The organism is Alitibacter langaaensis DSM 22999, from assembly GCF_003096995.1.
Taxonomy (GTDB): domain Bacteria; phylum Pseudomonadota; class Gammaproteobacteria; order Enterobacterales; family Pasteurellaceae; genus Exercitatus; species Exercitatus langaaensis.
In genome coordinates this window covers 62,038-78,198 of record NZ_QENU01000001.1, presented here as the reverse complement: position 1 = coordinate 78,198, position 16,161 = coordinate 62,038, and the positions used below count along the sequence as shown (strand labels likewise).

The following is a 16,161-nucleotide window of genomic DNA, read 5'->3' as shown; positions in this document are numbered from 1 at the left end:
ATTCGTTTAAATTTCTGAAAAAATTGGTCGGTTATTTTACAAGTTTAGGCTATTGATGACTAGCCTTAATTTTAATCAATTCGGGTAGAATTTATTATTCCAAAACTAGCCAAAACAAAACCGCACTTGGTTTAAGAACACAAAGTGCGGTTAAATTTGAGTTATTTTTTATTTACCCAGTTTTTTCTCAAGCGCTTTAATGCGTTTGTGCATGCCAGTTAAGTCACTAGCGAGAACTGCATTTTTATGCCATTCTTTATTGGGTTGCGCTGGTACGCCTGATGAGTAAATACCTGGTTCTTTAATCGGTTTCATCACCATACTCATTCCAGTGATGACCGCATGATCGCAGATTTCCATGTGGCCATTCACCACACTCGCACCGCCAATTTGGCAATAACGACCCACTTTTAAGCTACCCGCTAAAATCACGCCACCAGCAATCGCTGTGCCCGTGCCGATATGCACATTGTGCGCAATCTGACATAGGTTATCAATAATGACGTTATCTTCGATCACGGTATCATTTAATGCTCCGCGGTCAATACAGGTGCAAGCACCGATTTCAACGTGATTACCAATAATCACACGACCATTCTGTGGAATTTTAATCCATTTGCCACGATCATTAGCATAACCAAAACCATCGCCACCAATTACTGTGCTTGATTGAATTAAACATTCATCGCCAATTTCTACTTCGTGATAAATGCTCACATTCGCCCATAACTGCGTGTTTTTACCGATTTTCGCTTGTTTACCAATAAAACAACCTGCGCCAATAACCGCATTATCACCAATGATTGCGCCATCTTCGATAACTGCATTCGCACCGACCGATACATTTTTACCCAAAGAAACACTGTCAGAAATGACCGCACTTGGGGCGATATCTGATGCGGCTTTAGGCGTGGTATCCATATATTGCGCTAAGTTCGCATAGGCGACATAAGGATTTTTCACAATGAGCAAATTCGCATTTTCAGCACAGAATTCTACATCGTCTTCTGAAACCACTAAAATACTGGCTTGAGCTTGTGAAAGATAAGGACGATATTTGACGTTTGAAATAAAAGTAAGCTGATTAGCCCCCGCACGATCAAGCGGTGCAATGGCGTTAACAACAACATCGGCGTTGCCACGAATGACACCGCCGACTTGTTCTGCTAATTCTTTTAAACTATAAGAACGCATTGATTTAATCACCTTTTAGCAATTATTGTGCTTTTGGTGCTTCTGCTTTAGGCGCTTCTGGTAATTTGCCACCTACAGATTTTAATACATCTTCAGTAATATCTTTACCGTCAGCCGCATAAACTACAGAATTCGCATCTAACACATAAGTGAAGCCTTTATCTTTTGCCATTTTATTTGTCGCTGCTTGGATTGATTCTAATAATTTAGCGGTTTCTTCACGTTCTGCTTGTGCTGTTTCTTGTTGGAATTTGCGTGCTTTTTCATCGTGAGCCTTCATCAATTTATTGATTTCGTCTTCACGTTTTTTAATGTCTGCGCTACGTAAGTTTTTCGCATCTTTTTGTAATGCGGCGATTTTTCCATCAATCGATTTTTTGCTCGCTGCTAATTGATCTGCTTCCGCTTTGAATTGGCTTTCTAATTTTTTGCTAATTGCTTCACGGTCTGGATGATTTTGGAATACAACACCTGCATTAATGAATGCAATATTTTCGTCTGCCATTGCAGAGGCTGATGCGAAAGCGAGTGCTAAAGAAAGTGCGGTTGCTTTTACGATATTTTTCATTGTGTAAATTTCCTTACTATTTTATTAATTGATTCCGCACCATACCATTCATGGTGCGGATGTGTGTTTCGACTACGAAATCCTAAAGAAGTTCAGATTAGAATGTTCCACCAATACTAAATTGGAATTGTTCTACATCATCTTCTTCATATTTTTTAATCGGTTTAGCATATGAGAATACTAATGGACCAATTGGTGATTGCCATTGGAATGCGACACCTGCTGAAGAACGGATACGGCTTGGATCACCATAATCTGGTAAATTCGGGAATTTCGCTTTTTCCGCATTAGACCATTTGGTATTCCACAAACTCGCTGCATCCACAAAGAGAGAGGTGCGCACGTTGTTTTGATTTTTCTCTGCAACAAACGGCGTTGGTACAATTAATTCCACACTCGCAGTTGCCATCGCATTACCACCAATTACATCGTCATTAACAAGTGAATAATCACCTGCAGAATTTAAATAAATGGCTTGAGGCCCGAAACCACCATAAGCGAAACCACGGATTGTACCAATACCACCTAAGTTATAGAGTTGATAGAATGGTAAACGTTTTCCACTTAAACCATTGGCATAAGCAGCAGAAGCACGGCCTGATAATACCCAATAGTTATCACGATCTAATGGATAATAGCCTTGCACTTCAGTGCTTAATTTATAGAATTTATTATCAGAACCTGGTGCGGTGATCGTGCCACCAATTGTCGCTTTTATCCCTTTAGTCGGGAAATAACCGCGGTTTAAGCTGTTATAATTCCAACCTGCAGAAAGCGTGAAATCATGGGTTTTAAATTCCCAAGTATCAAATCCCATAGATTGACGATAAAGATCACGCGTATATTCTGGTGCGATATTTTTCAATTTATTGTAGGCATATCCTGCACCAATATAGTAGGCATTATTTTCATTTACAGGGAAACCTAAATTAAGGTTTAAGCCGTAGGTTGTACGTGAATAAGATGCCACATTATCTTTAGCGTCTGAGTTATCATAGGTTTGATAGAAAACATTACCGCCAAGACTTACGCCATCTTTGGTGAAATAGGGTTCGTTATAACCTAAATCAATGCTTGTACCGTAATCATTGCGAGAACCAGACAAACTGACAGAAGATCCCATTCCTAAGAAGTTATCTTGTTTTACGCTTGCTTGATAGCTAAAGCCACTTTCTGTACCGTAACCAATACCAAAGTTGATACTCCCTGTATTGCGTTCTTTCACTTTATAGATCACATCGACCGTATCGTCTGTGCCAGCAACAGGCTCATTACGATATTCAACAGTTTCAAAAAAACCTGTTCGGTCTAAACGAGTTTTACCTAATTCTATTAATTGAGAAGATAACCATGTGCCTTCTTGTTGACGCATTTCTTGACGCAATGTGCTATCAGCACTCACTGTGTTACCTTCAAAACGAATTTGACGAACAGAATAACGGCGTCCTGCATCAACCACATAAGTGATAGCAACAGTTTTATTCGTTTCGTCAAACGATGGTGACACATTGACTTGGGCAGTAGCATAACCTTGTTCAGCTAATTTAGCTTTAATGGCGTTTTCCACATCGGAAATTTCACTACGGCGGAAACTTTCATTAAGATGAATGCCTGCTAACAAGAGTTGCAATTCATTTTGCATACCGCCAACATCACCGACAATTCGCGCACTGCTTACATTATATAAATCACCTTCATTGATGGTAACTTTTGCGCGGGCTTCCGTTTTTTCATCATTTAATTGAACGTCTGTAGCAGTGATTTGCGCTTTTGGATAACCGCGGTCTTGGTAATAATTGGTAATGGTATCTAAATCTTTACTGAATTGATCTTGAGTAAATTTCGCACCAAATAGTTTCCACCAAGAATCGGTTGAAAGTTCCATTTGATCAGCCAAGCGATCGCTACTAAAAGCGTTATTACCTTCAAAGGTAATCTCTTTAAATTTCGCTACATCATTTTCTTTGATGTTAATTTTTACTTCGGCACGGTTATTTGGCAACGTATTCACCACCGCATCCACCGTGGCATTATAACGACCTGTTGTCGCATAATGTTCTTTTAAACTTTGAGCGAAGGCATTTAATTTTTCACGATCTAATGTATCCCCAACTTTGAAACCATTATTGTCTAAGTTTTCTTTTAATGCTTCAGTTGGAATAGAGTCATTTCCAGAAATCACGACATCAGCAATAATCGGCTGTTGAGTAATAGAAATCACTAATACATTGCCATCACGAGCAGCTTGTACATTTTGGTAGCCACGCATATAAAGTGTTCTTACCACATTAGAAATATCAGCATCGGTAGCGCGTTTTCCAATTTGCACTGGTAAACCTGCCAGCACTTTCCCTTCGGAACCTGCCTGAACACCATCTACACGAATATCTTGCACAACAAACGGTGCTGCATAAGCACTTGCAGAGCCGAATAATAAACTAGCAATCAATAGTTTTTTCATTTTAAAAATCACCTATAAAGTGCGGTTAAATTTAGCGTTTTTTCTATGCGTCATAAACAACTTTATGTCGTTTTATAAACGTAAAAAATCATTGAATAAAGCAAACACAGTGAGCGTTAATAACAAAGCAGCACCAATGCGATAACACCAGTCTTGTACTCGTTCAGAAACGGGTTTGCCTTTAATACCTTCCGCTGCCAAAAACACGAGATGGCCACCATCAAGCACAGGCAACGGAAATAAATTCATAATGCCAAGGTTGACACTAATTAATGCCATAAAGCTGAGGAAATAAACAAATCCAATACTTGATGAAACACCAGCGCCCTTGGCAATGGAAATTGGACCACTCAGATTCGTTAATGATAAATCGCCAGTAAACAATTTACCGATCACTTTCACCGTTAATAATGAAAGTTGTCCTGTTTTCTCAACACCCTTCCACAAGGCATCAAGAATACCATATTTTAATTCTGTACGATAGATTTCATTTACAGGCTCAGCGGTTGGCGAAATTCCTGCAAAATAACGGTTATCTTTCATTTCAGGTTGCAGTGTCAAATCTAATATTTCATTCTGACGTTTCACCTGTAATTTCAAAGGTTTCCCTTGTTGAATTTTATCAATAAGTGTTTGCCATTTGACTTCTTCGCCATTCACTCGCAACAATTCATCGCCAATTTTCAAACCAGCACGATCTGCCGCAGAGCCTGCCACAACATTTGACAAAATATTTTTAATTTTGCTCGTTACTGGCTGAATGCCTAGAGAACGGAATGAACTTTCTTTTTCAGGATCAAATGACCAATGGCGAATATCCAAAATCTTATCTTGCGTGCGATGCTCGCCAAATGGGGTAACGGTTAAGGTTAAATGTTCATCGCCTAACTTAGCGGCTAATGCCATATTAATGCTTTCCCAATCGGGCGTTTCAACACCATCAACCGCTAAAATTTGCGTATTCGGTTCGAGTTCTGCCGCCGCTGCAATAGAATTTGGAGTAACTTCTGCAACCACTGTTTTTAAACTTGGCATCCCTACAACAAAAATTACCCAATAGGCAACAATGGCAAACAGAAAATTGGCAAGAGGACCCGCCGCAATAATAAATGCGCGCTGTAAAACCGATTTGCTATTAAAAGATCGAGATTTCAGTTCTGGTGGCACTTCTTCATTACGCTCATCGAGCATTTTGACATAGCCGCCCAAGGGAATTGCAGACACCGCAAATTCTGTGCCTAATTTATCTGTACGCTTCCATAACACTTTGCCAAAACCGATAGAAAAACGATGCACTTTTACACCGCACTTTCGGGCAGCCCAAAAGTGTCCGTACTCATGCACTGACACCAAAACGCCAATTACGATAACAAATGAAATAAGTGACCACAAAAAGGACATCATTTTTCCTTAGATAACAAAGAAATAGAAATAACTAAAAAACGGCACCGCTGCAGTTAAACTATCAATACGATCCAAGATTCCACCATGCCCAGGAATTAAATTGCTGCTGTCTTTAATACCCGACTCACGCTTAAACATACTTTCGGTTAAATCCCCTAATACTGAAATTGCAACCGTTGCAGCAGAAAGTGCGGTCAAAATTTGTGGCGTTCCGTGCGTAAATAAGCTGTTACCCGTAAAATGAATAAATAAAAAGGCCAAAATTGCCGCGGTTACGATCCCACCGATAACACCTTCCCAAGTTTTCCCTGGGGAAACTTTAGGTGCTAATTTATGTTTACCCAGCGCACGCCCTGCAAAATAAGCACCACTATCGGCAGCCCAGACTAATATAAACACATACAATAATAATTGAACGCCATGTAACGCATTGGTCACATAATTATCCAAGCGTAAGCTCAGTACGCCAATGATAAATGGTACTAAGGTGTGAAAGGCGAAAATCGCCTGCAAAATCGCTGATTTTCCCCATAATTTAGCTGATTTCGGATAGAAAATCACCAGTAAGAATGCCACGCACCACCAAATCACCGCACCTAATAATAAAGGTTCGGCATGGCTTTCAAAAACGCGCCCTGCATTAAGATAATTCGCTTCACTAAAAATCCATAGGAAAATAAAAGCGGCAGCAATAGCAGTAATCACAAAACGCCAAACAAATTGTTTAAATTTCGCGAATTGTGTCCATTCCCATATCCCAAGTGTCGCCACCACGCCAATCGCTAAGGCAAAATAAAATGGCGAAAATAAAAATAATGCTACACATACAACAGCAATCAATACGATTGCCGATAAAACACGCTCTTTAAGCAAGGGAAAACTCCTTATTCAGACCCGCCAAAACGGCGTTCACGTTGTTGAAAAGCACAAATTGCTCGATTAAATTCTTGTTCATCAAAATCTGGCCAAAGCACATCGGTAAAATACAACTCGGCATAGGCAATCTGCCATAATAAAAAATTACTGATCCGCTGTTCGCCGCTGGTACGAATCAACAAATCCACCGCTGGCTGATTTTGAGTGACTAAACGTTGTTGGAAAACGGTTTCGTTAATTTCTTCAACGGCTAACTCACCACTTTTTACTTGCTGCGCCAAGGCTTGCGCAGCCTGCACAATATCCCAACAGCCACCATAATTTGCGGCAATATTCACCGTAAGTGCGGTGTTATTTTCGGTTAATTTTTCTGCTCTTGCGATTTTTTGTTGCAACTGAGCACTAAATTTTGATTTATCACCTAAAATCAATAATCGAATATTGTTTTTATGCAATTTTTTGACTTCACGATCAAGAGCTTGCATAAATAAATTCATCAAGGCTGAAACTTCAGCTTCGGGGCGATTCCAGTTTTCGCTGCTAAAAGCGTATAAAGTGAGGGACTGCACACCAATCTGGCGCGCATAAGAAACAGATTTTCGTACCGCTTTCACCCCGTTCGTATGCCCAAATACGCGCATTTTCCCTTGCTGTTTCGCCCAGCGTCCATTGCCGTCCATAATAATGGCAACGTGCTTGGGAATATTATTCGGATTGAGTTCGTTCATTCTCTTTAAAATTCTCAAATTTCTGACCGCACTTACGGCAAGACAAATTGACAAGAATATAGCATAAGCCCCTATTTCTGTCATTTTCTTTTGCGATTGAAGTCATTTTTATGCAACGGTATAATGCCCGAATGAAAAATTTAAAATAGGACGGAAAAATGCAATTTTCCAAAATGCACGGCTTAGGCAATGATTTCGTTGTCGTTGATGCGGTGACCCAAAACCTCTTCTTTCCTGAAGATGTGATCAAAAAACTCGCGGATCGCCATCGTGGTATTGGCTTTGATCAGTTGCTCGTGGTAGAACCGCCTTATGATCCCGAACTGGATTTTCATTACCGTATTTTTAATGCTGACGGCAGTGAAGTGGCGCAATGTGGCAACGGAGCAAGATGTTTTGCCCGCTTCGTAACCTTAAAAGGATTAACCAATAAAAAAGACATCTCGGTTAGCACGGCGAAAGGTCGTATGATTTTAACGGTAAAAGAAGATGGGATGATCCGAGTCAATATGTGCGAACCCATTTGGGAACCTGCGAAAGTGCCATTTATCGCCAATAAATTTGAAAAAAATTACATTTTGCGCACCGATATTCAAACAGTGTTATGCGGTGTGGTTTCAATGGGTAACCCGCATTGTGTGGTACAAGTGGATAATGTTGAAACCGCCAATGTTGCCGAATTAGGGCCGTTACTTGAAAGCCATGAACGTTTTCCTGAGCGCGTTAATGTGGGCTTTATGCAAGTGGTTAATCGTCATCACATTAAATTGCGAGTCTATGAACGCGGCGCAGGCGAAACGCAAGCTTGTGGAAGTGGCGCTTGTGCGGCGGCAGCCGTAGGCATTATGCAAGGCTTGCTAGATCACCAAGTGCAAGTCGATTTGCCTGGTGGCTCAATTACCATTGAATGGGAAGGTGAAGGGCAGCCACTGTATATGACGGGCGATGCCACGCACATTTACGATGGCGTAATCAAACTGTAAATATCAAGGGTAAGCGCAGGCTTACCCTTTTCTTCGGCTGGCAATGCGTAATGGCATTGCATAATAAAGAACACGTCCCCAAAAAATTTCTTAAAAATCGACCGCACTTTTGCGGCTTCCGCCACAATACTTTTACACAATTATTTGTCGCAATGACAAACAGATTATAGGCAGCCTACACCGCTATTCTTTTGCCACAATACTTTCTGCGCAAGCAAAGCCTGAGCTCCACGCCCATTGAAAGTTAAAGCCGCCTAACCAACCTGTGACATCAAGCACTTCACCAATAAAATATAGCCCCGCCACTTTATGACTTTCCATCGTTTTTGAAGAAATCTCTTTCGTATCCACCCCGCCTAACGTCACTTCTGCGGTACGGTATCCTTCCGTGCCATTTGGTGAAAATTGCCATTGATGAGTCAGTGCATGCAGCTGTTGCAAATCCATTTTGCTTAATTGCGCAACGGCCTTATGGGCGATAGAAAGCCAATTTTGCTCAATCCAAATTTCCACTAATCGTTTCGGCAAATGCTGAATTAATGCATTTTTTAACTGCATATTCGGCGAAGTTTGGCGACATTGTTCTAAAATATCCGCAATGTTCTTTGCGGGCAAAAGATCAATGGATACCGTTTCATTCGGCTGCCAATAACTGGAAATTTGCAAAATAGCCGGTCCCGATAATCCACGATGAGTAAACAGCATATCCCCGTGGAAATGCATATTAGAACAAGCGACTTCAACCGTTAATGAAACGCCTGAAAGTGCGGTCAAAAATTTATCCGTTTCGCGATAAGTAAAAGGCACTAAACCTGCCCGCGGCGGAAGCACGCCAAGCCCAAACTGTTCTGCAATTTTATAACCTAAAGGGGATGCCCCCAACGCCGGCATCGACAATCCCCCCGTGGCGATCACTAAATTTTGGCACTGCCATTCTGCCACATTGGTTTGAATTTTAAACCGCGCGCTGTCCTGATTTTCTATGCGTTGCACAGATTCAACGGTTTGTCTTAATTGGATCGCAACCCCAGCCTTATGGCATTCCTGCTCTAGCATATCGACAATATCTTGCGCGCTATGCGTGCAAAAAAGTTGCCCCGATTGTGCCTTTTCTTCATAAGCAATGCCATATTCGTTCACCAAAGCAATAAAATCCCATTGCGTATAACGTGCCAGCGCGGATTTCACAAAATGGGGATTTTGCGATAAATAACAGCTAGGGCGCACATCCAGATTGGTGAAATTACAAAAACCACCGCCAGACATTAAAATTTTGCGTCCAATTTTTTTGCCACTATCAAGAATGGTCACAGGCTTGCCTGCTTTGCCAATTTGCGCCGCGCAAAATAAGCCCGCTGCCCCAGCGCCGATAATGATTGTTTCTGAATAATTCATAATGGGTTAAATTAAAGGAAAAGTGCGGTTAGTTTAATGAAAATTTTGTGAAAAGCGAGCAGAATTCGGGGAAATAAAACCTATACTTCAGAGCCGTATAGGTTTTCGCTTAGGGTTGATTATTTAATAAACTGCGCGCCATTTCCATACTTTCGATGGTTTGACGGCGATTGACTTCTTGCCGTTCGCTATCAAGTAATTTCTGCCAATATTTCAAGGCATTCGCATAATCCCGTTTAAGAAAGGCATCAGAGGCGAGCAATGATAAACTCGATGTTTCGTAGGCGTCTTCTGCTAGTGCGGCATCAATAAGTTGCTGTGCTTTTGGCGTGATGCGCTGCCCTGCTTGATAATACAATGCGGTGGCAGCCAATCCTAAAATCGCAGGCTTGCTGCCAGAAATTTTTTCGGCGTTGCTATAAGCCACCAGCGCATGATCGAATTCATTATTAAAGGCATAGGCTTGCCCTAGTTCTAACCAAGCCTCGGCATTATTGGGATCGCGGCGCAATGTATTTTGCATCGAAAGAATGTAATCATCATTCTTCTCAGTTGCCGTTGCGGTTTGAATTTGCTGACGTTTTTCGGCAAACGCTTCTCTGCCCTGCTGCACAAAATCAAAACGGTGAAGAGAGAAATAATAAGCCAACGGCAAACAGATCAATAGAAAGTACAAGCCAATCAAAAAAACAGGTGAAAATTTGACCGCACTTTTTGTCTGTTGCAAGGGCGATTGATTGTTTTGCAAGCTTTGTTCATCGTCTAATAAACGTTGGCTAAATTCATCGGCTAATTCAGGCGCAGGTTGCTGTGCCATTTGTTGCTGATAAAGCGCAATATTTTGCTGCTGACGCAGATTTTTATGCCAATCAATTTGTTGAGCAAATGGCACGAAAATGAGCAAAATAATTAGTGCAAAAATAACGATTCCAACTGTCAATATCATTGTTTTTTCTCAAGTAAATCTGCAAGTGCTTGTTTTTGTTGGTTTGAAAGTGCGGTCGTTTTTGGCATTATTTTTTCTCGCTGTTTCGCATAACGCCATACCAGCACGAAAGCGAACAACACTAAAGCGAGCGGCAATCCCCATAACAATGCCGTTTTCCATTGAACCGGCGGTTTATACAACACAAAGTTACCAAAACGGGACGTAATAACCTCCACGATTTGCTCGTTGCTTTTGCCTTCATCAATCATTTTATACACTTCAAGGCGAAGATCATAGGCAATGGGCGAATTGGATTCCACCAGATTTTGATTTTGGCATTGTGGACAACGCAAAGATTTGGCTAACGCCACTGCCCGTGTGCGATCTTCCATATTTTTAAATTGAAAGGTATCCACCATTTCCGCTTGCACAAAACTGGCAAAAAATAAAAAAAACAAGGCTAAAAATTTCATCTCATCATCCACTGCGCTTTCGCTCTGATTATCATCGCTATTGAACGTTATCGTTTCTTTTTACTTTAATTTTTCTAATTCGGGCAAAATCACTTGCTGTATTGCCTCTCGATCAAATGCGCCCGAATAGCGATAACGAATAACACCATATTTATCCACAATATAGGTTTCAGGCGCACCATCGACACCTAGTTTCATAGCCAAAGTGCCACGGCTATCATCAATGCTAAATAAAAATGGATCGCCCGAATGTTGCAAATATTCCAACGCATTTTGTTGTTTATCGCGATAATTCAGCCCCACAATTTTAATGCCTTGCGCTGCCAACTCTTTCAGCAAGGGATGTTCTTGCTTGCAATAATAACACCAGCTGCCCCACACATTGAGCAAAAAGGCTTGTTTAGGAAAATCTTTGTTGCTGCGAATCCGCTGCGGATCTTGTAAATCTGCCTGAAAAAACTCTGGCACGGGTTTATCAATCAAGGCAGATGCAATCTTTTTGGGGTCTTGATGCAACCCGACTAACAGCAATATGCACACGGCTAAAATTGCGATTAAGGGCAAAAATAATAGGAATTTCTTTTTCATCATTTAAAATTTCATTAAAAATAGTTGCAAGGCAGAAAAAAATTCATATAATGACCGCACTTTCATCAGTGCCGACTTAGCTCAGTAGGTAGAGCAACTGACTTGTAATCAGTAGGTCATCAGTTCGATTCCGATAGTCGGCACCACTTCTCTCTTAATATCTCTTAGTTTTTCGATTTAATCCCATTACGGCAAGCATTGCTCCGAAAGCCATCAGTATTCCACCAAACCATAGCCAGCCGATAAACGGTTTATAATGTAGGCGGAAAGTAAACTCACCAGAAACACCACTTTCTTTGGTTAATTTGTCACCCATAACAATGTAAATATCCCCTAACAATCCCCAACTGATGCCGACTTCGGACATATTCATCGTGCGCACATCGTAATAACGGCGCTCTGGGAAAAGTGAGATCTGTTTCACACCATTTTTATAAATATCAAAGTGGGCTTTTTCGCTAGTATAATTCGCACCAATTTCATTGGTGAAACCAAGATAATGAAATTCATAGCCATTTAATGTTTGACGCTGATTCGGCGCAAGTCTGACGCCAATTTCAGAGCCGAAATAGCTCGACATCACTGCACCAATCACTGTTACCGCCACACCACAATGCGCCAAAATCATACCAAGACGTTTTATGCTCATTGCGCGCCAATTCGTCCAAAGGGTAGCAAAAAATAGCCAAATGGCGAGTGAGATTAAGAGAAAAGCGACAAGATTAAACTTCAAGCTTTCATCTTGCGAAATTGTGGCGCTAATCCAAACATAGGCTAAAATCGCACTTGGTATCAGCAATAATAGGCGTTTTAAGCATAAAGTGCGGTTAATTTTTTGCCATTTTGTGGCAAGCACCAACACCATCGCAACCAATAAAATAATAATTAACGGCAGGAAAATACTGTTGAAATAAGGCGCGCCAACAGAAATAGAACCCCAGCCTAATGCGTTGAACAGCATAGGGTAAAACGTGCCGATAAATACGGTGAGGGTGGCAACGGAGAAAAGAACATTCGCACTCAATAATAAGGTTTCTTTTGAAATTAGTGAAAATCTGACCGCACTTTGGCGCAACTGCGTTTTGAGTGCAAATAATGTGAAAGAACCAACGGTCAATAGGAAAAATAATACCAGCAATGCTGTTCCACGTTCGCCATCCACGGCGAATGCATGCACAGAGGTTAATACCCCAGAACGCACGATGAATGTTCCCAACAAACTAAAAGCAAAAGCGAACAAAGAGAATAGGATTGTCCAATAGCTAAAAATGCCCCGCTGTTCGGTGACGACTAAACTATGCAATAAGCCCAATCCAAGCAGCCATGGCATTAAAGACGCATTTTCTACGGGATCCCAAAACCACCAGCCGCCCCAGCCAAGTTCGTAATATGCCCACCAAGCGCCTAGCACGATGCCGAGTGTGAGCAATAACCAAGAAACTAATGCCCAAGGTCGCATCCAGCGCGCCAATGCTGCATCTAAATGTCCACTCAGTAATGCGGCAATGGTAAGAGCAAAATTCACGGCAAATCCCACATAGCCTAAATAGAGCAACGGCGGGTGGAAAATCAACCCCACATCTTGCAACATTGGATTCAAATCACGCCCTTCTGGTGGCACTGGGAATTGGCGAATAAATGGGTTGGAAAAATAAAGGATAAACAGCCCAAATCCTAGGCATAATAGCCCTAAAACAGATAAGGTGCGTGTTGCAATAACCGGATCAATTTTTCGGCTGGCATAGGCAAATATGCTTACCCATAGGCTCAACGAAAATAGCCAAAATAGCATTGAACCTTCATGCCCGCCCCATGTAGCTGCTAGTTTGAAGAAGGTGGGTAATTGCGAATTGGAATGTGCTGCAACGTATTCTAAAGAGAAATCATCTGCCGCAAAACTATAAGCCAAAATACCAATAGAAATGGTTGTGAAAATGGTGAAAAGATAACTCAGCCCCCAAGAAGTGCGGACAAAATTCAGGTTATTTTTATAAATCCCTATAGTCGGCACAATAAAAAGTAATGCCGAAGCCAATATAGCGATAAGTAATGCGATAAATCCGAGTTCAGGTAGCATAGTTGGTTACATCATTCTCAAAAATTTCTAAGATCAGACAAGAATATCAAAGAGTCTTTGCTTGCCGCCTGAAATAATAAATAGATTTTGTGATTGTCGCAGGCTTTAAGTGACAAATAAGGGCGCAAAAACGCCCTTATTTTACAATAGATAACCTTTACTAGGCGACTGTTAATTGCCCTGCGTACAAAATAAAGTAGCGTAGGCAAAGCACACCGATTAAGTCAAAAATTGACACCCAAATAATAAATTTCACATTATATTTGAGTCTGTCGCTGGCAAATAGGTTGGCAATGAGTGGGATCATAATACCGATTAAGAAAACGCCAAGCCAGAACACCACGCCCCAAAAACCAGATAAAGCGTTGTGTAATGCGACCACTTTCTGACCACCACCAAAGTGTAAACCAACGAAAAAGCACACAATCAAACCAAGCTCAGTTACCATAATTGGCACTTCAAACTTGTGCATAAAATGCACTTCGTGGCTATCACCTTTTAATTTACCAGCCAGTAAGATACATAGGAAGGTTGCAGCAATACCAGAGGACGTTCCCGAAGCCAAGAACAACGCTGGCAATACTGGGTTATTCAGCATTGGATAGCTGATTAACGCTGAAAGCAAGAAACCTGTATATGCACCTAATACGGCGGCTAAGATAAATAAAACCACTTCTGCTGCGGAAAAAATACGTTCAAGTTTACCAATCCAGCTTGTTAAGAACTGAAGTTTTGGTACAAAACGTTTAATTAACGCATCAATTTCTGCCTTGAAAAGAACTGCAATCCAAATCACCATAAATAGCATATAAATTTGGAAAAGCATCACCCCCATAGACATTACGGAATTAAATTGATAGTTAAACATCAATTTCCAGAAAGTCCACGGACGTGCAAGGTGGAAAATCAAAAGTGTTAGACCAATTAATGTAGGCACTGTTCCAAGGAATACTGCACTGCGTACAATCCAGTTTTCATTCGGTTTTTCCAACTTATGGGTGCGGCGATAAGCAATCGCTAATTGCACTGCACCTGATGAAATCCCTAATAAGAACAAGTAAATTGCAATGGTGCTGTGCCAAACAAGGTTCGGAGTGTGAAATGGTACATATTCGTTCATTATCTATGCTCCCCCTTGCCGAATGGGATATGGTATAAGTTTGGTTGAGTACCCAATTCCACTTTGGTGCGATACACTGGATTCATTTTAACTTTCATCGCCACCGCACTTTGTGGATCATTCATATCGCCAAATGTGAGCGCTTTGGTTGGGCAGGCTTCAACACAAGCAGGTTGTTTGCCGTTTGCCAAATTGGTATCGCGACAGAAGTTACATTTATCTGCCGTTTTATGCACTGGATGAATAAAACGAACACGATATGGACATACTGCAACGCAATATTGGCAACCCACACAAAGATCTTTATGAACGTCAACAATTCCCGTTTCAGGATCAATATAAGATGCACCTGTCGGGCATACCGCAACGCATGGCGCATTGGTACAATGTTGACAAGATTGACGGAAAAATTCGTATTCTTGATTCGGAAACTCGCCGATAGGTTCACTACGGATAATTTCCAAACGAGAAACACCTTCTGGCACTTGGTTGGTTTCGCGGCAAGCTTCCATACAGGCTGTACAACCGATACAAGCTGTTTCGTCATGTACCATTGCATAGCGTTTTGGTTTAGCTTGTTTATCACTTTCACCTTGTGCCGTTAAACTAACTGTTGCTCCCGTTGTAAGGATTAATGCCCCCACTCCAGAAACAAAGTTTCGGCGTGAGCAAGCTGTCATTGTTTATCCTTTTGTTCGGTCGCTAATTGTTTTTCTCGAGCTTCTTTCTGTTTTTGCTGTTCACTATGGCAATCTACACAAAGTTTTACACGCTCTTTCACTGCAATGCCTTTCATTGCTTCTTTTTCAGGGTGTAATTTGTGGCAGTTTGCACATGGCAATTTGATTGAGTGAACATCATGCGCCCAGAATTTTTCTTGTAATTTTTCTGGTTGGTGGCAAGAGAAACAAACTTGGTTTTGTTCTGCTGGCGTATATTTCACGGTTTGCTGTTTATCCCATAAACCATGGAAACGCATTACATCTTTTACACCTTTGCGGTGATTTTCTGTAATGTTGCCGTGACAGGTTACACAAGTAATAGGTTTACCTGTTGTTGGGTTTTCTTTTGTTAAGTGCGTACCGTGGAATTTACCCGCATGATTGGTTCCCACAGCCTGATCAGGCGTAGTATCCAAATTATGGCATTGAGCACAATATTTATTGGGATCACGAACGTTATCAAGGGTCTGATCAAAGGCAGCAACAGGTACATTTTGTTCTGTCGCAGGCTTTGCATTCTCCGCTTGAACTGAGATCGCAACAAACATCGCCCCTAGCAGCGCTGAGAGTTTTGCAAATTTTGTTAATAAGTTCATAATCATTACCTTAATTCTTGCTAGAAACTGACCGCACTTTTACTGTTT

16 protein-coding genes and 1 tRNA gene are annotated in these 16,161 nt (G+C 41.3%); 2 read left to right on the top strand and 15 right to left on the bottom strand.

The window, feature by feature from the left end; genetic code table 11:
* Positions 1–168 precede the first annotated feature (168 nt).
* The 6 genes from lpxD to uppS form a co-directional block, all read right to left on the bottom strand.
* Positions 169–1,194, bottom strand: a complete 1,026-nt coding sequence (gene lpxD, locus C8D76_RS00415) for a UDP-3-O-(3-hydroxymyristoyl)glucosamine N-acyltransferase (RefSeq protein ID WP_116630866.1) — start codon at positions 1,192–1,194, stop codon at positions 169–171.
* Between the two features lie 22 nt (positions 1,195–1,216).
* Positions 1,217–1,762, bottom strand: coding sequence for an OmpH/Skp family outer membrane protein (locus C8D76_RS00410; RefSeq protein ID WP_116630865.1), 546 nt, complete (start codon positions 1,760–1,762; stop codon positions 1,217–1,219).
* Positions 1,763–1,859: 97 nt separating this feature from the next.
* Positions 1,860–4,223, bottom strand: coding sequence for an outer membrane protein assembly factor BamA (bamA, locus tag C8D76_RS00405; RefSeq protein WP_116630864.1), 2,364 nt, complete (start codon positions 4,221–4,223; stop codon positions 1,860–1,862).
* A gap of 72 nt (positions 4,224–4,295) precedes the next feature.
* On the bottom strand, positions 4,296–5,624 hold the full coding sequence (gene rseP, locus C8D76_RS00400; protein ID WP_116630863.1) for a sigma E protease regulator RseP: 1,329 nt from the start codon (positions 5,622–5,624) through the stop codon (positions 4,296–4,298).
* Between the two features lie 9 nt (positions 5,625–5,633).
* Positions 5,634–6,500, bottom strand: coding sequence for a phosphatidate cytidylyltransferase (locus C8D76_RS00395; RefSeq protein WP_116630862.1), 867 nt, complete (start codon positions 6,498–6,500; stop codon positions 5,634–5,636).
* Positions 6,501–6,511: 11 nt separating this feature from the next.
* Positions 6,512–7,231: a polyprenyl diphosphate synthase gene (gene uppS, locus C8D76_RS00390; protein ID WP_116630861.1), complete on the bottom strand. Its 720-nt coding sequence runs from the start codon at positions 7,229–7,231 to the stop codon at positions 6,512–6,514.
* Positions 7,232–7,389: 158 nt separating this feature from the next.
* Here uppS and dapF point away from each other — a divergent pair, with 158 nt between their 5' ends.
* The gene (gene dapF / locus C8D76_RS00385; protein WP_116630860.1) at positions 7,390–8,214 is read left to right on the top strand and encodes a diaminopimelate epimerase; all 825 of its coding nucleotides are present in this window, start codon (positions 7,390–7,392) and stop codon (positions 8,212–8,214) included.
* Here dapF and C8D76_RS09855 read toward each other — a convergent pair.
* From C8D76_RS09855 to C8D76_RS00365, 5 genes are all read right to left on the bottom strand, one after another.
* The gene (locus C8D76_RS09855) at positions 8,190–8,354 is read right to left on the bottom strand and encodes a hypothetical protein (RefSeq protein WP_165814321.1); all 165 of its coding nucleotides are present in this window, start codon (positions 8,352–8,354) and stop codon (positions 8,190–8,192) included. The two genes, dapF and C8D76_RS09855, sit on opposite strands and share 25 nt — an antisense overlap.
* Before the next feature lie 43 nt (positions 8,355–8,397).
* A complete protein-coding gene (locus C8D76_RS00380) occupies positions 8,398–9,612 on the bottom strand; it encodes a BaiN/RdsA family NAD(P)/FAD-dependent oxidoreductase (RefSeq protein WP_116630859.1) in 1,215 nt (404 codons plus the stop codon).
* A 106-nt stretch (positions 9,613–9,718) separates the two neighbouring features.
* Positions 9,719–10,555 carry a tetratricopeptide repeat protein gene (locus C8D76_RS00375; protein WP_116630858.1) on the bottom strand — a complete coding sequence of 279 codons (837 nt, stop codon included), beginning with the start codon at positions 10,553–10,555 and terminating at the stop codon, positions 9,719–9,721.
* Complete coding sequence (gene nrfF, locus C8D76_RS00370) at positions 10,552–11,010, bottom strand: heme lyase NrfEFG subunit NrfF (RefSeq protein WP_116630857.1); 459 nt, start codon at positions 11,008–11,010, stop codon at positions 10,552–10,554. The genes C8D76_RS00375 and nrfF overlap by 4 nt, the downstream gene beginning before the upstream one ends.
* Before the next feature lie 60 nt (positions 11,011–11,070).
* Positions 11,071–11,598 carry a DsbE family thiol:disulfide interchange protein gene (locus C8D76_RS00365; protein WP_116631090.1) on the bottom strand — a complete coding sequence of 176 codons (528 nt, stop codon included), beginning with the start codon at positions 11,596–11,598 and terminating at the stop codon, positions 11,071–11,073.
* 70 nt (positions 11,599–11,668) lie between these two features.
* On the opposite strand from C8D76_RS00365, the gene C8D76_RS00360 reads away from it, so the two are divergent.
* Positions 11,669–11,744, top strand: a tRNA-Thr gene (locus C8D76_RS00360).
* A gap of 8 nt (positions 11,745–11,752) precedes the next feature.
* Here the strand turns inward: C8D76_RS00360 and nrfE are convergent.
* The 4 genes from nrfE to nrfB form a co-directional block, all read right to left on the bottom strand.
* Positions 11,753–13,675: a heme lyase NrfEFG subunit NrfE gene (gene nrfE, locus C8D76_RS00355; RefSeq protein ID WP_116630856.1), complete on the bottom strand. Its 1,923-nt coding sequence runs from the start codon at positions 13,673–13,675 to the stop codon at positions 11,753–11,755.
* Between the two features lie 160 nt (positions 13,676–13,835).
* Positions 13,836–14,795, bottom strand: a complete 960-nt coding sequence (nrfD, locus tag C8D76_RS00350; protein WP_165814320.1) for a cytochrome c nitrite reductase subunit NrfD — start codon at positions 14,793–14,795, stop codon at positions 13,836–13,838.
* Positions 14,795–15,475, bottom strand: a complete 681-nt coding sequence (nrfC, locus tag C8D76_RS00345; RefSeq protein ID WP_116630854.1) for a cytochrome c nitrite reductase Fe-S protein — start codon at positions 15,473–15,475, stop codon at positions 14,795–14,797. The genes nrfD and nrfC overlap by 1 nt, the downstream gene beginning before the upstream one ends.
* Positions 15,472–16,119, bottom strand: coding sequence for a cytochrome c nitrite reductase pentaheme subunit (nrfB, locus tag C8D76_RS00340; RefSeq protein ID WP_423802733.1), 648 nt, complete (start codon positions 16,117–16,119; stop codon positions 15,472–15,474). The genes nrfC and nrfB overlap by 4 nt, the downstream gene beginning before the upstream one ends.
* Positions 16,120–16,161 lie beyond the last annotated feature (42 nt).